Below are 21140 nucleotides of genomic sequence, written 5' to 3' on the forward strand. Positions count from 1 at the left end.
CGCTGGCTTCGGCTCGCCGACCGATGGGCCAGCGATTCAGCCTGTGGCGCGACAAGCCAGTCCTTCATCGGTCCATTTGGGGGTGTGGGTCAATTTTGCACAGAGATTCGCACCAACCCGTGAGAGGCAACCGTCTGGCGCAGTTCGTCGAACCGGCAGACGATAAAGCCAAGTGCTTCGACGCGGTCTTTTGCTTGTCCCTTCTCCGTCGGCTTCCCCTGCCCAGCCATTGAGCCGCATTGCCGTTCATTCGGCAGACCTTCGTCGGCAGTCGGTGGGTGCAACGGAGCCGAACTGTCGCAGGTTAGTCTGCGGCCAAAGGAGTTGGTGCGTTCTCGGTTCATGTCCCCTCCTTCAGATGCCTGCGGCAATTCCGGTCCGCGGGCATATCCAGGCCAATGTTGAGGATGGAGCGCTGTGGGTGAGCCAACCGGCCGAGATAAGTTCAACGCCGGTAGCCGCAATTGCCGGAGCCGTTTTCGGTGTCACCCGACCCGACGCCTCGGTGAGAGCTCTGCCCCCGACCATTGCCCACGGCTTGGCCAAGGTCCTCGAGCGACATGTGGCCTACCGCACGACGCGCTCGCTCGATTGCGGTGCGAATGTCGCCGGCAATGGCGATATGGTTGTCTTTGATGAGCACGGCATCGTCGAGCGCGAAGCGGTGATTGGCGCCGCCGCCCGCGCGCACGGCATATTTTTCCAGGACACGCAGGCCTGGTGTTGTTTTTCGCGTGCATACGATCTTCGCGTTATGGCCGCGTACCGCGTTTACAAGCGAGGCCGTCGCCGTTGCGATGCCACTCAGCTTGCATAGGAAATTGAGCGCCGTCCGCTCAGCCGTCAGCAGGCTGCGCGCCGGCCCGCTTACGACCGCGATGGTCTCCCCGGCGGAAACCTTGCCGCCCTCGGGACAGCGCAACTACATGCTGATCACGAGCCGCCGGCGGCGAACAGGCTTCAGAGCTTTTTTGACAGAACGTCCTGCAACATGGCCTTGTCGAGCGTCAGGTCGGCGACGATCTTCTTCAGCCGGTTGTTCTCGTCCTCGAGCTGGCGCATGCGCTTGACCTCCGACGGCGTCAGCCCGCCATAGCGCTTCTTCCAATTATAGAACGTCGCGTCTGAGATGCCGGCCTTGCGGCACACTTCCGCGACCGGCGTTCCTTCATCCGCCTGGCGCAAAATGAATGCGATCTGCGCCTCGGAAAACTTTGACCTCTTCATGGAATTCTCCCTGTCCCGTCATCGGGATCATAATTGGAAAATCTCAGCTCAGAACGTTCCGAAAAACCGGAGGCACGTCACGGGCGCTGCGGCGGCAAGTGATCCGCCGACGTAGCCGGCACCACTATGGAGGTGATGCACCAAGGGCAGCGGGCGGCTGCTCTTGGCAAAGACCGACCGCAGGAAAGGCAAATGCGTCTCGAACGGGAAATTCTCATGTCACGCTCCACCGATGCGGCCCCGCAAAGGGCCGCAGAATGAACCGCATTTATTTGGGCAATGTCCCGGAGCAGGATTACGTGCGGGATCGAGGGATGGAGGGTCTGCCCCGGGAAAGGATCCGTCCTTGCCCGGCAAGCCTCGAAATTCTGACGAAACTCTCCATGTACATGGTGCCTGCCTACCCTTGTTCTCGCGGACGACGCAGTCCCATGGGTCCGGAACGCGAGGTTCAGATCGCCAGGAAAGCGACGACCATCCAGGCGAAAATGCCCACCCCGACGATTGTTCGTGTTGTCGTGTCCATTGCTACTGCCCTTCCTAAACGCGTCGCTGAAATTGCCGATCGATTGGCGGGTGCGTTGCGAGGGGGCTCCATCTTCCATGTTCCGTCGGCCTGAAGAAACTTTCCGCCAGCTGCGGGATTTCGTTCCGCGCTATCCCGATGTCTTCAAGGGTCCTGTCGTCCAGGCCTTCAAGCGCGGCCATTGCGCGGTTCCGTTGCCAGCGTTGAACCGCCTTTAAGAATATTTGCGCGACGGTGGTGCGCGGTTGCCGAAGCGCAGGAGCCTGCCGTCGGGCCGTGCTCGATGAATACTTGGATATGGACATGTCGTCCTCTTTTAACGTTTGCTCAGCCCGTTCCACGACGCTCCATACGGACATCAGTGAACAGCTGCGGGAAGGCACAGGACGAGCTTCTTCAACGCTCGCCGCATCGCCAGGAGCAGCGCCGTGCCAGATCGTCTGATTGTGGGTGAAGGGTCCCGAGACGGCGAACGGAAGCGTTCGAGCCGCTCGGGCTACGAACGCGTCAGGAGGGACGCCGAGACGACCAAGTATTTCTTATGGGTGCCCAGAATAACCATGCTCCCGATATAGTTATTGGAAGCAGTCTATTCAACGGGTTGGGGACGGGATGCGACCTTCGGAAGCTTGTGGACAGTTTCGTCCCCCTTCCATCTCGATCGCTGCAAGGCGAAGCAGCGACGCACTGATGATGGTTTCGCGCGGCTCGCCGCATCCAGGAGGGCCGGGGTCGCGATGGACAAGATCGCATGCGGATGCTCAACTGCGACAACCCCTTTCTGGTCGGAACGCAGGCCCGCGTCCCGCGTGTCGCCGGGTCCCAACCGCTCACCAACATCGACGCGCTTGAACTCGATCGGGTTCCAGCACATCGGTTGTGCCTGGTGGCGGCAAATGTCGGTCTTGCAATCAGCGCAGGTTTACCAACATAGGTCCGACTTGGAACGGTCCGGGGACAGGAATCTCGCGGCATATCGCAATGGTGCGTCCAACGAAAAGCGTCATCTTTTTTTAATGTCTCGTCGATTGCTGTCGGCGAAATTCCGGACCGACAGCGGCGATCGAGGCTTGCCGAGCAGGTCAGCGTTGCGAGGGCAGTCTCAAGGCCCTGGATCGCGACCACAGGTCCCACATTCCGATAGCGCGGCGCGGCAACGTCTCAATTGAAAGCTGGCAATGGAACGTAAGTGCGCGAAAGCCATTTCGTTCGAACTGGCACCCCAGCGATGGTCGCCACGATGTCGACCTCCGGCGACGATCGTCTGAACACTAAGGGAAAGGAGTTAGCAATGAGAGGGTTCGCCCTTGCAGGAATGCTCGCACTCTCGACCGCGGTCACCCAGGCGCAGACGCGGTACAGCCCGGTGACGGTCGGCTTTCCGATGAGCCTTGTCGTGACGGAATGCGTGCCTGGCCGCAGGCTCGCCTGGGCGACGACCGTGGACGGCGACGAGACAGGTTCGAGCGCCTACCACGGCTGGGTGATTACGCCCACGGCCGACGGCTGTCATGTGCTGACCGAGGAGACGCAGCAGGGTTCCTGGTTCCTCGAGGAGCTCGGGCGCAAGCATGCTGCGGCGTTTTCCCACGCCAGGCATTCGTCGAATTCGGTTTCTCTTCAAATCGGCCGTCAGCGTGTATTTTCGTCCCATAAAACGAAGCGCGAGGCAGCGGCTATTTCCTTCCGTCAAAGGCAACAGGCATCTTTGAGGCTACCGAACGGGGGCAAACCTACTGGACCAGCGGCGACTCGCTCGCCTCCAAATGGATGCCCTCGATCTCGGCCTGCCCGGCAAGGACGCTTATATACTGGCGCAGCGCCTTTTCCTCCACTCTCGATCGAAGTCGCGCGACGATCTGCTCCTGAGCGATGTCGAACGGAAGCCTGCGACCCGGGATGCGCTGGTCGATGGCGACGATGTGGAAGCCGTAGCGCGTCTTGACGAGTTCACGCAGGATGCCTGAGGTTCCCAACTTGAAGAGAGCCTTTTCGAATTCCGGCACCATATCGCCGCGCCCGACCTGGCCGAGACTGCCACCATGCTGGCCCGAAGGACAGTTGGAAAGCTCTGCCGCCATCGCGGCGAAGCGGTCCGGCTCGGCAAGCAATGTGTTCAGGGCCTGCTCGGCGCGGGCCCGCATCTGCGGCACGTTCACCTGCGGCGTCACCTGGAACAGGATGTGCCGCGCGTGGACGAGGTCGCCGCTCTCGAATTCGGCCGGGTTCTGCTCGTAGTAGCGACGACACTCGGCCCCGGTGGGAGCCGGCGTGACCACCTCCTTTTCCAGCAGCGCCTCGATCGCCGACTTGACAGCCGCCTCGTCTTCAACCGACGGATCGAGCAGACCGACCGCAACCGCGCGCTGGCGCAGAAGCTCCTGCGCGGCGGCCAACTCGGCGAGGCGGTCAGCTTCGACCGCCACGGCTATGCCATTCACCGACAGGATCATGGCCTGGTCGGCTCCTGGGCGCGGGTCTTGGGCGTGCGCACGATCTGGTAGGGCCTGAACAGATAGGAAAGCGCCCCAGCCCCGCTCCAGATATGAATCATGCGGGTGAACGGCGAAACCAGGAACAGCGTGAAGCCGAGCAGTATGTGCAGCTTGTAGGTGAGCGGCACGTCAACCATGAGCGCGGCCGCTCCGCCGTCCAGCGTCACGATGCCTTTCACGTAGCTTGTCAGCGTCTCGAACAGGCCTCCGTCCATATGAAAGGCCGATAGCGGCACCGTGAGCAGGCCGAGCGCAAGCTGCAGCCACAGCATGAAGGTGATCGCGATGTCCCATTTGCGGCTGTTCAGCCGGATGCGCGGATCGGCAAGCCGCCTGTGAATCAAGATCGTCAGCCCGACGATGGCGACGAAGCCGGCGATGCCGCCCACCACCATCGCAAGCAACTGGTGCGCGACCGGCGACAGCGCCCAGTCGACCGCCCAGTGCGGCGCCAGGAAGCCGGCGAAATGGCCAAGGATGACGACGATGACGCCGTAATGGAAGAAGGTGGAGCCCAACTGCAGTTCGCGTTTGCGCAGCACCTGCGAGGAATCGCTCTTCCAGGTGAAGGGCTCGCGGTCGAAGCGGATCAGGCTGCCGATCAGGAGCACTACGAGACAGATATAGGGATAGACGCCGAAGAGCAGCGTGTTCACGTAGGAATTGGCAAGCATGAAGAGCCTCCTTCGTTCTCAAATCGTGGAGCCGCCGCCGGGCGGGGCGACATCAGCAAAGGCCGGGCGCTCGGCCCAGTCGCTGTCAAGCCTTTCCGTCCGCTCGCGGACCGGCTTCACCTTGGCCGCTTCGATCGGCTTCTCGCCGGCGATGACCAGCAGCGCCTGGAGGACGGCGGCATATCGGCTTTGCCGGGCGAGCAACGAACGGCTGATCGAAGCGAGGATGGCCGCGCAGTCGGCCAGCAGCTCGCGCGCTTCGGCCATGTCGCGCTGGCTCAGATACTCCAGCACAACCGGCAGGTAATCGGGCAGCTCGGAGGCGGCGAGCTCGAAGCCGGCGGCGCCGTAGAGGGCCTTCAACTCGACCATGGCGGCGCCCCGGTCGCGGCCGTCGCCGTGCAGGTGCTCGAACAGATGCAGGGATAAAGCACGGCCGCGGTCGAACAGGTCGACATAGCGCTCCTCGGCGGCGAGCAGGCTGCCTTGTCCGATCTCGTCGATCAGGGCGAGGAGGGCATTCCGCTCGCGCGCGGCCACTATCGGCGCGGCGCACACGACTTTGGCGATCTCGGGCAGCGCCTGGCGCATCTCTTCGCTTGGATAGGACAAAAGCGCGCTGAAGGCCTTGAAGATCAACATGGGTATCATCCTCACGTATCGAGCGGCCGCACGGGATTGAGCTTGCGGCGACCCATCTTGCCACCGAAAAGCGTCGAATGCGGTGGTCCGAAATCGCAGCCATTGCCAAAGGTGAAGCCGCAGGAGCCCTTCAGCCCGTAGGCGTCCTCGGCGTCCTCGCGGTGGCTGGTCGGGATGACGAAGCGGTCCTCGTAGTTGGCGATGGCGAGATAGCGGTGCATGTCCTCGACTTGCGCGACCGAAAGCCCTGCCTGTGCCAGTACCGCGGCTCCATCGCCCTCGCCGAGCTGGCGCTGGCGGAAGTAGATGCGCATGGCGAGCATCCGTTCCAGCGCCGCGACGACCGGCGCCTCGGCGCCGGCGGTGAGCAGGTTGGCAAGGTAGCGCACTGGTATGCGCAGCGAGCGCACATCCGGAATCTCGCCCACCGTCTCGATCGCGCCAGCATTGGCGTGCGACTGGATGGGCGAAAGCGGCGGCACGTACCACACCATCGGCAAGGTGCGGTATTCGGGATGCAGCGGAAAGGCGATCTTCCAGTCCACCGCCATCTTGTAAGCGGGGGAGCGCCTCGCCGCCTCGATCCAATTGTCGGCAATGCCGTCCGCGCGGGCCTGCTCCACGACCGCCGGGTCGTTCGGATCGAGGAAGAGCTTGAGCTGGGCCTCGTAGAGATCCTGCTCATCCTCCACGGAGGCCGCGCGCTCGATGCCGTCGGCGTCGTAGAGGAGCACGCCGAGATAGCGGATGCGGCCGACGCAGGTTTCCGAGCAGACGGTCGGCTGTCCGGCCTCGATGCGCGGATAGCAGAAGATGCACTTCTCCGCCTTTCCCGAGGTCCAGTTGTAGTAGATCTTCTTATAGGGACAGCCCGACACGCACATGCGCCAGCCGCGGCACTTGTCCTGGTCGATGAGGACGATGCCGTCCTCCTCGCGCTTGTAGATCGAGCCGGAGGGACAGGACGCGACGCAGCTCGGGTTGAGGCAATGCTCGCACAGACGCGGCAGGTACATCATGAAGGTGTTCTCGAACTGGCCGTAGATGTCCTTCTGCACCGCCTCGAAATTGTAGTCCTGCGAGCGCTTGTCGAACTCGCCGCCGAGGATTTCCTCCCAATTTGGCCCCCATTCGATCTTCTCCATCGGCCGGCCGGTGATCAGCGACAATGGCCGGGCGACCGGCGCCGTCGGGAGCTCGGGCGCCTTCTGCAGATGCTCGTAGTCGAAGGTGAAAGGCTCGTAATAGTCGTCGATCTCCGGCATGTTCGGATTGGCGAAGATTTTCGCCAACACGGCCAGCCTGCCGCCCTGCTTCGGCACGATCTTCCCGTTCTTCTTCCGCTTCCAGCCGCCGTTCCAGCGCTCCTGGTTCTCCCAGTCCTTGGGATAGCCGATGCCGGGCTTTGTCTCGACATTGTTGAACCAGGCGTATTCCATGCCCTGGCGTGAGGTCCACACCTGCTTGCAGGTGACGGAGCAGGTGTGGCACCCGATGCATTTGTCGAGGTTCAGCACCATCGCTATCTGCGCACGGATCTTCATGACGCGGCCTCCTCGGCAACCGGATCGACGGGATTGGAATGGTCGAGCCATTCGACCTTGACGAGCTTCCGCACGACCACGAACTCGTCGCGGTTGGAACCGACCGTGCCGTAGTAGTTGAAGCCGTAGGAAAGCTGTGCGTAGCCGCCGACCATGTGGGTCGGCTTCAGCACCGTGCGCGTCACCGAATTGTGGATGCCGCCGCGCTGGCCGGTAATCTGGGAACCAGGCACGTTCACGATCTTCTCCTGCGCATGATACATCATGCACATGCCTTCCTGGACGCGCTGGCTGACCACGGCGCGCGCGGCGATGGCACCGTTCAGGTTGAACAGTTCGATCCAATCGTTGTCGACGATGCCTGCCCTCTGCGCATCCGTCTCCGACAGCCACACTATCGGCCCGCCCCGCGACAGCGTCAGCATGATCAGGTTGTCGGTATAGGTTGAGTGGATGCCCCATTTCTGGTGAGGTGTGATGAAGTTGAGCACGATCTCCTTCTCGCCGTTCGCCTTCTTGCCGAGCATGGCGGCGGCCGTTCGCGTGTCGATCGGCGGGCGGTAGATGGCGAAACCCTCTCCGAAATCGCGGAACCAGCGATGGTCCTGGTAAAATTGCTGGCGGCCGCTGATGGTGCGCCACGGGATCAGCTCGTTCACGTTGGTATAGCCGGCCGTGTAGGAGACATGTTCGCTCTCGATGCCCGACCAGGTCGGCGAGGAGATGATCTTGCGCGGTTGCGCCTGGATATCGCGGAAGCGGATCTTCTCGTCCTCGCGCGTCTCGGCAAGGTGGGCGTGGTCGCGCCCGGTGATCTTGCCCAGCGCCTCCCAGGCCTTCACCGCCACCTCGCCGTTGGTCTCGGGCGCCAGATACATCACGGTTTCGGCCGCATCTATGTCGGTGTCGATGCGCGGCCGCCCATCGGTCGGCCCGCCGTCGCTGACGCGATAGTTGAGCGCGCCGAGCCCCTTCACCTCGGCTTCGGTATTCCACGAAATACCCTTGCCGCCGTTGCCGAGCTTGTCGGCGAGGGGCCCAAGCGCGGTGAAGCGGCGGTACGTGTTGGGATAGTCCCGCTCGACCACGGCGATCTGCGGCGCGGTAACGCCGGGCACCAGCTCGCATTCGCCCTTCTTCCAGTCCTGAACCTCGAAGGGCTGGGCAAGCTCAGCCGGCGTGTCGTGCTGGATCGGAGTGAGCACCACGTCGCGCTCGACGCCAAGATGGCCCTCGGCCAGTTCGGAAAAGCGCCTGGCGATCGCCTTGTAGGTCTCCCAGTCGCTCTTCGCCTCCCACACCGGATCCACCGCGGCGGAGAGCGGGTGGATGAATGGGTGCATGTCGGAGGTGTTGAGGTCGTTCTTCTCGTACCAGGTGGCGGTCGGCAGCACGACATCGGAATAGAGGCAACTCGTCGACATGCGGAAGTCGAGCGTCACGACCAGGTCGAGCTTGCCTTCCGGGGCCGGATCGTGCCACTCGACCTCATTCGGTTTCTCGCGGCCTTCCTCGCCGAGATCCTTGCCTTGCAGGCCGTGCCGCGTGCCGAGGAAATGGCGCAGGAAATATTCGTGTCCCTTGCCCGACGAGCCGAACAGGTTTGAGCGCCAGATGAACAGGTTGCGCGGGAAATTGATCGGATTGTCGGGGTCCTCGCAGGCCATGGAAATGCTGCCGGATTTCAGGCCGGCGACCACACGGTCCTTCACGTCGACGCCTTGCTTCTCGGCTTCCGCCGCGAGCGTCAACGGGTTCACGTTGAGCTGCGGCGCCGAAGGCAGCCAGCCCATGCGTTCCGCCTTGACGTTGAGGTCGATCATTGAGCCGCGATAGGGCGCGGGATCGGCTAGCGGCGACAGCAACTCGGCCACGTCGAGCTTTTCGTAACGCCACTGATCGGAATGCGCGTAGAAGAAGGAGGTGCCGTTCATGTGGCGCGGCGGCCGCACCCAGTCGAGCGCGAAGGCGAGCATGGTCCAGCCAGTCTGCGGCCTCAGCTTCTCCTGCCCGACATAGTGCGCCCAGCCGCCGCCGGAGACGCCAACGGTGCCGCACATCATCAGCATGTTGATGATGGAACGGTAGCCCATGTCCTGGTGGTACCAGTGGTTCATGCCGGCGCCGATGATGACCATCGAGCGGCCCTTCGTCTTCTCTGCGTTCGTCGCGAAGCCGCGCGCCACGTCGATGGCATGCGCGGCGGAAACGCCGGTGATCTTTTCCTGCCAGGCGGGCGTGTAGGGCACATTGTCGTCGAAGCTTTTCGCGCAATCGCCGCTCAGGCCGCGATCCAGCCCGTAGTTTGCGCAGAGCAGGTCGAAGACGGTGGCGACGTAGGTTTCGCCATCCGCAAGGCTGACGCGCCGCACCGGCACGTTGCGGACGAGGATATCGCCGCCCTGGTCGTTTCCGGAAAAATGCGGATGCGGCGTGCCGCCGAAGTACGGAAAGGCGACTGGCAACACGTCGTCGCGCCGCTCTACGAGGCTGAGCCCCAGCCGCACCTCCTTGCTCGTCTCGCCATCCTTTTCCTCGAGGTTCCAGCGGCCCTTTTCCTCGCCGTCCGCCGGCCAGCGATAGCCGATCGACCCCTGCGGCGCGACGAGATCGTCGCTTTCCTCCGCAAATGCCACCGTCTTCCATGCGGCGCGGTTGGATTTCGGCGCCTTGCGGCCCGACTTCGGGGCGCTGGGAAGGTCGCTTTGGCGCACATAGCGGTCTGGCACGAAGCGGTCGCCGTCCTTCCTCAACCGCACCAGCATCGGCATATCGGTAAAGCGGCGGCAATAGTCTTCAAAATACGGCGTCTTGCGATCGAGGAAGAACTCCTTGAGGACGACATGCCCCATCGCCATGGCGAGCGCAGCGTCCGTGCCCTGCTTGGGATGCAGCCAGAGGTCCGACAGCTTTGCCACTTCGGAATAGTCGGGCGTGACGGCCACAACCTTGGTGCCGTTGTAGCGCGCCTCGACGAAGAAATGCGCGTCGGGCGTGCGCGTCTGGGGGACGTTGGAGCCCCAGGCGATGATGTAGCCGGAATTGTACCAGTCCGCCGATTCCGGCACGTCGGTCTGCTCGCCCCAGGTCTGCGGGGAGGAGGGCGGCAGATCGCAGTACCAGTCGTAGAAGGAAAGCAGCGTGCCGCCAATCAGACTCAGATAGCGCGCGCCGGAGGCATAGGAGACCATGGACATGGCCGGGATCGGCGAGAAGCCGACGACGCGATCCGGTCCCCATGCCTTGATCGTGTGGACATTGGCGGCGGCGATGATCTCCGTGGCTTCAGCCCAGGTCGAGCGCACGAAGCCGCCGCGCCCGCGCATCGCCTTGTAGGACTTTGCGACCCTGTCATCGCCGACGATCGAGGCCCACGCCTCGACGGGTCCCAGCGTCTTGCGCGCCTCGCGCCAGGCGCTCACGAGGCGGCCGCGCACCATCGGATATTTGATGCGGCTCGCGCTGTAGAGATACCAGCTGTAGGAGGCGCCGCGCGAGCAGCCGCGCGGCTCGTGGTTGGGCATGCCTGGGCGTGTGCGCGGGTAGTCCGTCTGCTGCGTCTCCCAGGTGACCACGCCGCTCTTGACGTAGATCTTCCATGAGCAGGAGCCAGTGCAGTTCACGCCGTGTGTGGAGCGCACGATCTTATCGTGCTGCCAGCGCTGCCGGTAGCCTTCCTCCCACATCCTGTCTTCGTCGCGCAACTCGCCATGGCCGTCCGCGAAGGATTCACGGCGTCGGCTGAGGTAGGTGAGGCGTTCCAGGAAGTGGCTCATATGGCTGTTCCTTATGCTGGAGTGTCGGCCTTGCGCAGAGCTGGTTGAGTAGTGTCCTCGCCCATGACCGGGGCACGCCGCACCTCGGTCAGATAGTTCAGGATCAACGACACCCAAACGATTCCGTAGAGCAGCATGAAGCAGCTTGAGTTGACCCCAAGCAGGTCGAGGATAGCACCGAACATGATCGGAAGCAGGAAGCCACCGAGACCACCCACCATGCCGACGATGCCTGACACGACACCTATCGAGTCGGAAAAATCGTCACCTATGTATTTGAAGGTCGAGGCCATGCCGCATGCGAAAGCGATGCCAAGCCCGAACAGGATCGGCGTGAACAGCCATGGTACAAGCCATATGGCGAAGCTCACGGGCCCGTTGACTGTATACACGGTCAGTTGGGTCCTCGGATAAGACAGCAAAAACAGGCAAATCCAAGCAAACCATAGAACCCACCAGGTGACGGCATGGGCCCCGAAGCGATCGGATAGCCAGCCACCCAGCGCCCTGAAAGCTCCGCCTGGCAGCGAGAAGCTCGCGGCAAGCAGCGAGGCTTGCGCGATGGAGAAGCCGTACTCGCTCCGGAAATATTGCGGCATCCACACCGAGAGCGCCGTGAAGCCTCCGAACACGATCGAATAATACTGGCAGTATTTCCAGACGCGAGGATCGCGCAGCACCGCCAGCTGTTGCGATATCGGGGGGGCAGCCTTGCCGGCTCCGGGATCGGGTGCTGAGAAAATCCAGAAAACCGCTGCGGTCGCGAGGAGGCAAAGGGCATAGGTCTTTGGTACCGCCTGCCACCCATAGCTATCGATCAAGACGGGCGCCACGAACATGTTGAGCGCCGCTCCGATGGTGCCGGCGCCGAAGAAGCCCATGGCGAAGCCGCGGCGCTCCTTCGGGAAGAAACGTGCCACATAGGGGGTGCCCACGGAAAAGGACGCGCCGACGAGACCAAGGGCAAGGCCGAGCAGAAGAAGCTGCCAGAGCGCGGTCGCGTAGGAGGAGAGCCATAACGGAACGGCGCAGCCGATCAGCAGCAGCAGCATGATGATCCGCCCGCCGAAGCGGTCGGTCCAGATGCCGAGCGGCAGGCGGAAGAGCGCGCCGGTCAGGACCGGAGTCGCCGTAAGAAGCCCAAACTGCGTGGCGTCGAGCCCGAGTTCCTCGCGAATCGGGATTCCGGTCACGCCGAACATCATCCAGACGGCGAAGCAGACCGTGAAGGCCCACGTGCTGACCAGCAATACGGCGAGGCTTCGTGGTGCTTCCGGCATGCTAGCCCTCGGCCACCGTCTTGCCTCGGACGGTCCGGTCGATCACCGAACCCTTCCTGGACATTGCGAGGTGACGCACCCAAGATCGGCCATTGAAGACGTGCTCCGCTGCTGCGATCGACCGATGGCCGTGCGTTGGTGGCTCGAACGGAAATGACAGGAGCCCCCCCGCAATACCGATTGCAGGCAGGAGGGGTCGGCCGCGTTTGACGAGCCTCCAGCAAAGCTGCGCCTCCTGAAAGGCATCGCAGTTGCGGCTGGAGGATGTTGGGCGAATTGGGTGCCACAGAGGCGCGCCTAGGTCGGACACTCCTCGGAATCTCGCCGCCGAGGATGAAAATTCAGCAACCAGAAACGACACGATCGCAGATCGGAGCAAGGCTGCCTCCCTCACGCGACAATTGCTTCCCACGCCTTCCGCTCATATTGACGAGTGAATGACGAAACGCAACCCAACATCTTTGGTTGCGCCCTGCGAGACGGGCAGGCGCCGTGACGAAATCTTTCAGATGCTCTTTGTCACTACCCGGGAACAGTTATCTTCTGTCCCATTAAGTACAAAATTTTTGTGCTAAGCGAGCAATATTATTCGTTTGTCATCGTCCAACATAACCGCCAAAAATGGCCGCTGGCCAAGGGGAGCACCAAGGGATGCTAGAAGGGGGCGGACAGACAGAAGGATGCGAGAGCGAGATCGCCGGACCGTTGCGGCAGCTAACGGCATCGCTTCGGACGCGAACTATGGAGCGGTGACACCGCCGCTCTATCTCAGCAGCACCTTTGCCTTTTCCGGCTTCGACAAGCACCGCGGCTACGAGTACAGCCGTACGGCCAATCCTGGCCGGGACGTCCTCGCCGACACGCTGGCCAAGCTCGAAGGCGGTGCCGGCGCGGTCATCACGTCTTCCGGCATGGCGGCGGTCGATCTCGTTCTGTCGCTCGTCGGTCGTGACGATCTGGTGGTCGCGCCGCATGATTGCTATGGCGGCACGTACAGACTGCTTTCCGCGCGACGCGACAAGGGACATTTCGATGTCGTGTTCGTCAATCAGTCCGACGCTGCTGCGCTGGCCGCGGCTCTCTCCCGCAGGCCCTCTCTGGTCCTTGTGGAGACACCGTCCAACCCGTTGATGCGCGTCGTCGACATTCGCGAGATCGCGCGAGTGGCGAAGGCTGTCGGCGCGAAAGTGGCCGTCGACAACACCTTTCTCTCGCCGGCACTACAGCGGCCGCTCCATCTCGGCGCGGAGTTCGTCATCCACTCCACCACGAAATACCTGAATGGTCACTCCGACATCGTAGGCGGCGCAGTCGTCTGCGGCGCCGCCAATGATGCAGAGCAGCTTCGCGCATGGGCCAACCTCATCGGAGTGACCGGCTCGCCGTTCGATGCCTATCTGACGCTGCGCGGCCTTCGGACGCTGTTTCCGCGCATCGACCGCCAGCAGGCGAACGCTGCCGCGGTTGCTCACTTCCTCGAGAAGCACGAGGCAGTGAGCGCGGTGCATTATCCGGGGCTCGCTTCTCATCCCGGACATGCCCTGGCGAAGGCCCAGCAAGACGGCTTTGGCGCGATGCTGAGTTTCGAGCTCGCCGATGGCTTGGAGGCGGTGCGCCGCTTTGTGGAGAGCGTGAGGATATTCACGCTCGCCGAGTCGCTCGGCGGCGTCGAAAGCCTCGTCGCGCATCCAGCAACCATGACCCATGCCAGCATGGGAGCGGAAGCGCGTCGGTCGGCCGGTATATCTGACGGCTTGCTGCGCCTCTCAGTCGGACTTGAGGCCGAGGCCGATCTCCTTGCCGATCTGGAGCGTGGTCTTGCCGCCGCAGGGTCACGGGCTGCGTTAGCTCAACCTTTGTGAGCCTGCGGCATATCGAGCCCGACCGCCTGGTTCGTGAGAGGGTGCCCCACCTGCACCTCAAGCGGCATATTTCCCTGGAAGCAGACGATAAACTAACCGGAATTCCGGTTAGGCACCGCAGCCGGTGCGGCGCTCGAATTCGCTTGGCGCGCCCTACTCGTCCGCCAGGAGCCCTGGCCATCTGAAGCACAATCGAGGGCACGATCGCGACGAGGGTTTTCCAACTGCTCGGCAAACAGCCAATCGCAAAGCGCTAGCGCGACTTCGCCGCCTCTGAAGCCGTTATCGCCTTCATCGGCCGATCAATGACGGGTTGGTGGTGGATCGCTCTTCAGAGGGGCAATTGTGCCAGCGGCTGGGCAAGGTTCTACTTATCTCGTTAAAAGATCGCGGACGATGGCAAGGCGCTTGACAGCGATGGTGGCCAGCGCCTGCGCTCTGTCGCGCGCGGCCTGCGAAAGCAGGCGTTCGCCCGCGTCGATGTAGTAGTCGGCCAGCCACTCGCAGAGCGCATCCAACGATCGCGGCGGCGGAGACCCGACAGGCACGGAGGTCCGAAGAGGATCCGATGCGAGATCGAGGGAGAGCTTGCGGGCTTCGAGGGCAAGATCCCGGTATGTATTCTTGTTCCCTTTCATTTCGGTGTTCTCTTTCATGTCGGCATATTCCTCGAGGCGCGTGCACACCTCCATTTCCATTCTGGACAGATCGTAGGGCTCCTGGATTGCTGGCTGCGGATGCCGATCCTTGAAAAAGGCTTTGCGGCGCTCGCGTCGCAACGTTTTTGCGTGTTCCAGTTCCTCGCGTGCCATCCGTTCTGCGGCTTCCCGGATTTCCGGAGACACTCCGTGGGCTGCTACATAGGACCAGAAGGCGAAGGCGCGCTCCTCGTTGCGGACGGCGATGGCCAGGGAGCGATAGGCGTCAACCAATTCGGGCGAGACAAACCCGATGCTTTCCTCGTCGAAAACGTCCTGTGGCAAGGCATCGGCCGGCAGCGCTTCCGGCATCCGATGGTGAATCTGGAGCGACCAGCTGGTGACCATGTCCACATGGCCCAACTCCTCGTCGACCAGGCGGTCGAAGACCTCGGCCAGCTCCGGTCGGTCGACTGCGCGCATGCGCCCGGCCAGATCCGCATATCTGTCCGCAGACTCCTTCTCCATCGCCCGCGCGACGGCGAGAAGCTCGCCCATTGACCGGATCGACTCCTTCGGTTCCGATATCAGGCGGGACATGGCCTTCTCCAATGTGACGGTCGACCATATCGGTTCTCTTGAAGCGCTTGTTTGCGTTTCATCAAAGAAACATCCCGCAAGACCACTGATATGTCCGTCCTGAAGCGACCGAAGGGAGCATGACGGTACATACGTCCGTGCACAGGACCGATGCCGTGGCATCGCGCCATGTCAGCGCATGATGGCCGCGGGTGCTGGAATGCGCGAAAAGTTGCACGCACGCAGACGTCGGTCTCGCGACGTTGCTGGGAGGCACGATGATGATGCCAGATAAACCGCGACCAGACTGGACCCCCCGGTCCGATGCGGTTCTTTCCGACCAGATCAAGGCATACGACGCGATGCGAGGCCGCTGCCCCGTGGCATATAGCGACTATCTGGGTTGGTCGCTGTTCCGGCACGAGGACGTGGTGCAGGCGCTGGACGATCACCAGACGTTCAGCAGCGTCGTCTCCAGCCATCTGTCGGTGCCGAGCGGCATGGATCCGCCGCGGCACACGGCATACCGGCGATTGATCGAGCGCCATTTCGAGCCAGAGCGCGTCGCAGGCTTCGAGCCGTCATGCCGGATGATCTCGTCCGATCTCGTGTCCAGCCTGGAAAGAGGCGTGGAGGTCGATCTGGTCACGCAGCTTGCCCGGTGCTTCGCGGTGCGGATTCAGTGCGCCTTTCTCGGCTGGCCGGACAGTCTGCATCAGCCGCTGCTTCAATGGGTTCAGAAGAACCATGAGGCCACCTTGGCGAGGGACATGAACTCGATGGCGGCCGTAGCGCACGAGTTCGACGGCTATATCAGCCAGTTGCTGGAAGCGCGGCGCGAGGCTGGCGCAACCGCGCCGGAAGACATTACGTCGGATCTGCTGCGGGAAAAAGTGGGCGACAGGCCCCTGAACCACGAGGAGATCGTCAGCATCTTGCGCAACTGGACCGTTGGTGAGTTGGGCACCATCACTGCCTGCGTCGGGATCCTGAGCCACCATCTTGCAGAGAACCCTCAGGTCCAGCAGCGGCTTCGGGAAGGTCCGCATCTGCTGCCCGCAGCCATCGACGAGATATTGCGGATGCATGCACCGCTCATCGCCAACCGGCGGGTGACGACAAGGTCGGTGGAAATCGGAGGGCGTGAGATCGCCGCAGGCGAGCGGGTCACGCTTATGTGGGCATCGGCGAACCGCGACGAGGCGGTCTTTGGCGATGCTGACGAATTCCGCCTCGATCGCGACCCCGCGCAGAACCTCCTTTATGGCCGTGGCATCCATGTCTGCCCGGGCGCGCAACTGGCGCGGCTGGAGCTGCGCGTCGTTATGGAGGAATTGCTGGGGCGGACCCGCAGTATAGCATTGGCGTCGGGCACGCAGCCAACGATCGCCATCTATCCTGCAAGCGGGTTTTCCAGTCTGCCCATGCTCATCATTTAGTTCATGGAGGCGACACGCGTTGTCCAAACGGGCGCTTGCAACTCATTCCGACATGCTCCAGCGGGGAGGGTGATGCCGGTCGCGGCAGCGCCACAACGGGCGAGGAAGCCATGACAACCGACAGCCGAACCCGGCCGACGGCGGAATATTCTTCTGGTCTTGCCGAAATGTCGCCCGCTTATTTCGGACTGGTAATGGCCACAGGCATCGTCTCGCTGGCGGCCTTGATGATGGAGCACTACGCCATTGCTCTCGGCCTGTTCTATCTCAATATCGGGCAATATGCCGTGCTATTGTACGCCTTGCGGGCCTGGCGCTATCCGCGCCGCTTCTTCGGCGATATGGTCGCTCACCTGACCGGGCCGGGTTACTTCACCACGGTGGCCGGCACTGGCATCCTCGCCAGCCAGTTCATGGTGCTGGACGAGAACATCGTCGTTGGCAAGTTTCTGCGGATGCTGGCCATCCTGCTTGGGTATGCCTGACCTACAGGATCTTCAATGCCTTCACCGTTCGGCGCGAGAAGCCGACCTTGACAAGGGTATTAACGACGGCTGGCTGCTGGCTGTGGTAGCCACTTAGGCGCTGTCGGTAACCAGTGCGCTGCTAGCGGTACGTACGGACCAGCCCTATCGGCTCAAGCTCAACCTGATGGCCCTGTCGATGTGGTTGTGGGGCGGTATGCTCTAGGCGACGCCCTACAGCACCGTCATCATTGAACGAGATTTTCAGCTCCACGACGCTTCATGACGCGCTGTTCCTCGGCCGAAAGGCTGACATGCCCAATTGCAGGGGGCTGATTTCGCGAGGTCAACCGGCTTGCCAGACCGAGTTGGAAAACGCGGATGCCCGCCTGATGGTCGAGCCGCGACGGCGGCGGGGTATCGAGGATCGTGCTGCTGCAAGGCAGGGAGCCGCAGCCCATCGGCAAGGGGTAGTGATCGTTGGTCGTCCGGCACTTTGGCTACGCGCTGGCGTCAAGAGCCTTTTGGCAGTGTCGGCTGGTTCGGCTTTGCGTTTTCGCCCGGTGATCATCGAACCACGAGCACCACAACGTGATTTTTCGGATTGACCTACCATTCGACTTAATTATGATCATAATTATAATAATAGATGGAATAGGCATATATGGACGTTGCACCCCTTTCGCGGCGAAAGCTCTCCGACCAGGTGGTTGATCGGATCAAGCACTGGCTGATGGCCAAGAACATCAAGCCGGGTGATCGCCTGCCGCAGGAGAAGGAACTCGTCGAGATTTTTGGTGTCGCCCGCAGCACGATGCGCGAAGCGCTGAAAGCGCTGGAAGTCCAAGGGCTGATCAGCATCGTTGCCGGCCGCTCGGGCGGAGCCATCATCGCGGAGGTCGGCTACGAAACAGCAGCCGGGCTTCTGGGCAATTACTTTTACTTCCAGAACCTGCAGGCGGGCCAGATCTACGACCTGCGCCAGCTCGTCGAGCCAGAGATGGCCGTGTCGGTGGTCGATTTGTTGACCGAAGACGATTTCGACCGGTTGCAGGAACTCATCGAAGCCTGTGCCGAGATCGAGGATACGCCTGAATTCCGCCGTCAGCAGCGGCTCGACGAGCTCGAGTTCCACAACGTTCTCGCTGTTCGCTCGCCGAACTCGCTTTATTCCTTCACCTGCCGCTTCATCAACAAGGTGCTGGCCGACCAGGTCGTGTTCAAGCGCATGTACCAGCAGCGGCAACTGAAGATCGACCGCGAGAACCACACCGCCCACAGCGAACTACTCGAAGCCTACCGGGCGCGCGACAAGGATCGCGTGCACACGGCCATGACCCGCCATATGCGTGAGTGCGCGTGCCACATCGTGGAGTTGGACGCGATCGTCCAGACACGGTTCTTCAGCGACTCGCCCAATCCGGCGAGGCAGCGGACCGCGTGATGATCGGCGCGACCTTGCCCATAGACGACCGCGTGGAAGCCGGCGATATCCTGTCGATCAGGGGGCTGCGCAAATCGTTTCCCGGCGTCGTGGCGCTCGCCGGCGTCGATTTCGATGTCCGCAAAGGCGAGGTGCATGCGCTTCTTGGCGCCAACGGTGCGGGCAAGAGCACGCTGATCAAGATCGTGGCCGGACTCTACCAGCGCGACAGCGGCAGTATCCTGCTGAACGGCTCGCCTGTGGCTTTTGGGGATACAGCCGCGGCGATGCGGGCCGGCATCAGCGTCATCTACCAGGATTTTGCGCTGGTCCCGCATCTGAGCGTCGCCGACAATATCTTTCTCGGTAGCGAAACGACGAAGACCTCGGGCGTTCTCGATCGCCGCGCCATGCATGCCCAGGCCCGCCGCCTGCTCGATCTGGTTGGCGCTTCGTTTCCGGTCACCGTCCTGGTGTCGGAATTGGGGTCCGGGCAGAGACAGATGGTTGAGATCGCCAAGGCGTTGCGCGGCAATGCCAGAATCCTGATCCTCGACGAACCGACGGCTTCGTTGAGCCATGCCGAATCCGAGCGGCTGTTCGGGCTTATCCGCAAACTGGCGACAGACGGTGTCGGCATTGTCTACGTCAGCCATCGCCTCGAAGAGATCGCGCCGCTGGTCCAGCGCGTTACGGTGCTGCGCGACGGCGTTTCCGCAGGTACGTTCCCGATCGCGCATATCGACCGTTCAAAGATAATCCAGTTGATCACCGGCCACGAGCGTGGTGCTGCCAAGCGGGACCGTCACGTTTCCGGGGAGCGCGTCTCCACGGAAGGTGGGCCCGCCCTCGAAACATCGAGACTGACGCGCAGTGGCGAGTTCCAGGACATCACCCTCACGCTGCGCAAGGGGGAGGTCGTCGTCCTGACCGGATTGGTCGGTTCCGGGCGCACCGAGTTGCTCGAAACGCTGTTCGGCCTGCGCCAGGCCGAGCGAGGTGAAATCAGGATCGACGGCCGGGTCTTCCCACCCAAGACACCGATGCAGGCAATCGCCGCCGGACTGGCGCTGATACCCGAGGATCGGCGTGGCCAGGGCATGTCGGTAGTGATGCCGGTCTACGAAAACATGGCGTTGCCGATCCTGAGCCGGTTCGTCGCGCGCTTCGGGCTTTCCATCCGCCGGCAGATCGCGCACGCCGAAACGCTGATCGGCCGCCTCGCCATCCGTCCTCCGGACCCGCGCGCCGTCGCCGGGGCGCTGTCGGGCGGCAACCAGCAGAAGGTCGTCCTGGCAAAGTGGCTGTCGACAAATGCGACCATTTTCCTGTTCGACGAGCCGACGCAAGGCGTCGATGTCGGCGCCAAGGACGAGATCTACGGCCTCATCGACCAGTTGGCGGCGCAGGGCCGCGCCGTCCTAGTCGTGTCGTCCGACCTGGAAGAGGTGCTGGCAATCGGTGACCGGGTGCTGGCCATGCGCGCGGGGCGGATCGTCGCCGAATTCCAGGCCGAGGCCATTTCAGCAAGCCGTATCGTTGAGGCGGTAACACTTGGACACCAACAATGACCGTTACCAATAGTCCCGCCATCGATCGCCGGACACGCAAGCCGAGTTTCGATCCCGCGCTCTTCGGCCCAACCCTGGCGCTCGTGCTCATGTTCGCCATCTATTCGGTGGCAAGCCCGCATTTCTTGACGGCCGGCAACATCACCAACGTGCTCGTGCAGAGCGCGCCGCTGCTCATCCTGGCCAGCGGACAGACCTTCGCGCTTCTGATGGGCGGCCTCGATCTTTCCCAAGGCTCGATCATCAGCCTGGTCAGTGTCGTCACCGCCACGATCATGATGAACCACGGCATCGTGCCGGCTGCGGTGATCGGGCTCGCCTCGGGAATTCTCGTCGGGCTCGCCAACGGCCTACTGATCGGCCGCGCCAGAATCCAGCCGTTCATCGTCACCCTCGGCATGCTCTATATGATCGCCGGTGCTGCCCTTGTCGTCTCGGGCGGTTCGACCGTCTTTGGCTTGCCGCAGCCCGATGTTGACATCTTCTTCTGGTTCGGCGGCGGGTTCATCGGCCCATTTCCGGTGCCGTTGATCATTGCCTTCATCCTGGTGGCAATCGCCTATTTTGTCCTGACGCGGATGCCCATCGGGCGCCACATCTACGCGATAGGCGGCTCCGAGCAGGTCGCCGTGATGTCGGGGATCAATGTCGCGCGCACGAAGATCTTCATCTACGTCATAAGTGGGACCTTTGCGGCCATAGGCGGCTTCCTGCTCAGCGGCCGCGTCATCTCGGGCCAGCCGCTGCTCGGCTCCGGCGATCTGCTGCTTCAATCGATCGGTGCCGTGATCATCGGCGGCACCAGCATTTTCGGCGGCCGGGGCGGCGTGCTTCGCACCGTGCTCGGTGTCCTGGTCATCGCCTTCATGGTGAACGGCCTAAACCTCCTCGCCATCTCCACCTTCACCCAGCAGGTGATCGTTGGCGCCATCATCATTCTGTCGGCCTGGGCGAATGCTTTCCGGCGTGAAACGGGCTGACGGCTATCCGGAATCTCCGA

Annotated in this window: 17 protein-coding genes and 2 pseudogenes; 9 read left to right on the forward strand and 10 right to left on the reverse strand. The window is 62.4% G+C overall.

What is annotated here, in order from left to right:
• Window positions 1–89 precede the first annotated feature (89 nt).
• From P9272_RS02315 to P9272_RS02325, 3 genes and pseudogenes are all read right to left on the reverse strand, one after another.
• Window positions 90–344 carry a hypothetical protein gene (locus P9272_RS02315; protein ID WP_278158637.1) on the reverse strand — a complete coding sequence of 85 codons (255 nt, stop codon included), beginning with the start codon at window positions 342–344 and terminating at the stop codon, window positions 90–92.
• A pseudogene (locus P9272_RS02320) lies at window positions 341–913 on the reverse strand (nicotinate-nucleotide diphosphorylase); the annotation flags it as partial. The pseudogene P9272_RS02320 and the gene P9272_RS02315, both read right to left, overlap by 4 nt.
• 21 nt (window positions 914–934) lie before the next feature.
• Window positions 935–1227 (reverse strand): annotated as a pseudogene (locus tag P9272_RS02325) (transposase); the annotation flags it as partial.
• Between the two features lie 257 nt (window positions 1228–1484).
• Here P9272_RS02325 and P9272_RS02330 point away from each other — a divergent pair.
• Both P9272_RS02330 and P9272_RS02335 read left to right on the forward strand, forming a co-directional pair.
• Window positions 1485–1847, forward strand: a complete 363-nt coding sequence (locus P9272_RS02330; protein ID WP_278158639.1) for a hypothetical protein — start codon at window positions 1485–1487, stop codon at window positions 1845–1847.
• Window positions 1848–2504: 657 nt separating this feature from the next.
• Window positions 2505–2687, forward strand: a complete 183-nt coding sequence (locus tag P9272_RS02335; protein WP_278158641.1) for a hypothetical protein — start codon at window positions 2505–2507, stop codon at window positions 2685–2687.
• A 799-nt stretch (window positions 2688–3486) separates the two neighbouring features.
• On the opposite strand, the gene P9272_RS02340 is transcribed toward P9272_RS02335, so the two are convergent.
• From P9272_RS02340 to P9272_RS02365, 6 genes are read right to left on the reverse strand one after another with little or no spacing between them, the layout of a single operon-like run.
• Complete coding sequence (locus tag P9272_RS02340) at window positions 3487–4206, reverse strand: peptidylprolyl isomerase (protein ID WP_278158643.1); 720 nt, start codon at window positions 4204–4206, stop codon at window positions 3487–3489.
• Window positions 4203–4922, reverse strand: a complete 720-nt coding sequence (gene narI, locus P9272_RS02345) for a respiratory nitrate reductase subunit gamma (RefSeq protein ID WP_278158644.1) — start codon at window positions 4920–4922, stop codon at window positions 4203–4205. The genes P9272_RS02340 and narI overlap by 4 nt, the downstream gene beginning before the upstream one ends.
• 18 nt (window positions 4923–4940) lie before the next feature.
• Window positions 4941–5573 (reverse strand): nitrate reductase molybdenum cofactor assembly chaperone, encoded by a 633-nt coding sequence (gene narJ, locus P9272_RS02350; RefSeq protein ID WP_278158645.1) that lies wholly within the window; start codon window positions 5571–5573, stop codon window positions 4941–4943.
• Window positions 5574–5575: 2 nt separating this feature from the next.
• On the reverse strand, window positions 5576–7108 hold the full coding sequence (gene narH, locus P9272_RS02355; RefSeq protein ID WP_278158647.1) for a nitrate reductase subunit beta: 1533 nt from the start codon (window positions 7106–7108) through the stop codon (window positions 5576–5578).
• Window positions 7105–10884 (reverse strand): nitrate reductase subunit alpha, encoded by a 3780-nt coding sequence (locus tag P9272_RS02360; protein ID WP_278158649.1) that lies wholly within the window; start codon window positions 10882–10884, stop codon window positions 7105–7107. Before P9272_RS02360 ends, narH begins: the two co-directional genes overlap by 4 nt.
• Window positions 10885–10895: 11 nt before the next feature.
• Entirely contained in the window at window positions 10896–12164 is a 1269-nt protein-coding gene (locus tag P9272_RS02365) for a nitrate/nitrite transporter (protein ID WP_278158651.1), read from the reverse strand.
• A gap of 680 nt (window positions 12165–12844) precedes the next feature.
• Here P9272_RS02365 and metB point away from each other — a divergent pair.
• Window positions 12845–14026 carry a cystathionine gamma-synthase gene (gene metB, locus P9272_RS02370; RefSeq protein WP_278158653.1) on the forward strand — a complete coding sequence of 394 codons (1182 nt, stop codon included), beginning with the start codon at window positions 12845–12847 and terminating at the stop codon, window positions 14024–14026.
• A 371-nt stretch (window positions 14027–14397) separates the two neighbouring features.
• Here metB and P9272_RS02375 read toward each other — a convergent pair whose 3' ends face one another.
• Entirely contained in the window at window positions 14398–15264 is an 867-nt protein-coding gene (locus P9272_RS02375; protein ID WP_278158655.1) for a ferritin family protein, read from the reverse strand.
• Window positions 15265–15521: 257 nt separating this feature from the next.
• Here P9272_RS02375 and P9272_RS02380 point away from each other — a divergent pair, with 257 nt between their 5' ends.
• From P9272_RS02380 to P9272_RS02405, 6 genes are all read left to right on the forward strand, one after another.
• The gene (locus P9272_RS02380; protein ID WP_278158656.1) at window positions 15522–16682 is read left to right on the forward strand and encodes a cytochrome P450; all 1161 of its coding nucleotides are present in this window, start codon (window positions 15522–15524) and stop codon (window positions 16680–16682) included.
• A gap of 110 nt (window positions 16683–16792) precedes the next feature.
• Entirely contained in the window at window positions 16793–17167 is a 375-nt protein-coding gene (locus P9272_RS02385; protein ID WP_278158657.1) for a hypothetical protein, read from the forward strand.
• Between the two features lie 230 nt (window positions 17168–17397).
• Entirely contained in the window at window positions 17398–17754 is a 357-nt protein-coding gene (locus tag P9272_RS02390; RefSeq protein ID WP_278158658.1) for a hypothetical protein, read from the forward strand.
• Between the two features lie 56 nt (window positions 17755–17810).
• Complete coding sequence (locus tag P9272_RS02395) at window positions 17811–18590, forward strand: GntR family transcriptional regulator (protein ID WP_278158660.1); 780 nt, start codon at window positions 17811–17813, stop codon at window positions 18588–18590.
• The gene (locus tag P9272_RS02400) at window positions 18590–20140 is read left to right on the forward strand and encodes a sugar ABC transporter ATP-binding protein (protein WP_278158662.1); all 1551 of its coding nucleotides are present in this window, start codon (window positions 18590–18592) and stop codon (window positions 20138–20140) included. The genes P9272_RS02395 and P9272_RS02400 overlap by 1 nt, the downstream gene beginning before the upstream one ends.
• Complete coding sequence (locus tag P9272_RS02405) at window positions 20137–21120, forward strand: ABC transporter permease (RefSeq protein ID WP_278158664.1); 984 nt, start codon at window positions 20137–20139, stop codon at window positions 21118–21120. The genes P9272_RS02400 and P9272_RS02405 overlap by 4 nt, the downstream gene beginning before the upstream one ends.
• Window positions 21121–21140: the final 20 nt, after the last annotated feature.

The sequence above is a fragment of the Mesorhizobium sp. WSM4976 genome, assembly GCF_029625685.1.
Taxonomy (GTDB): Bacteria; Pseudomonadota; Alphaproteobacteria; order Rhizobiales; family Rhizobiaceae; genus Mesorhizobium.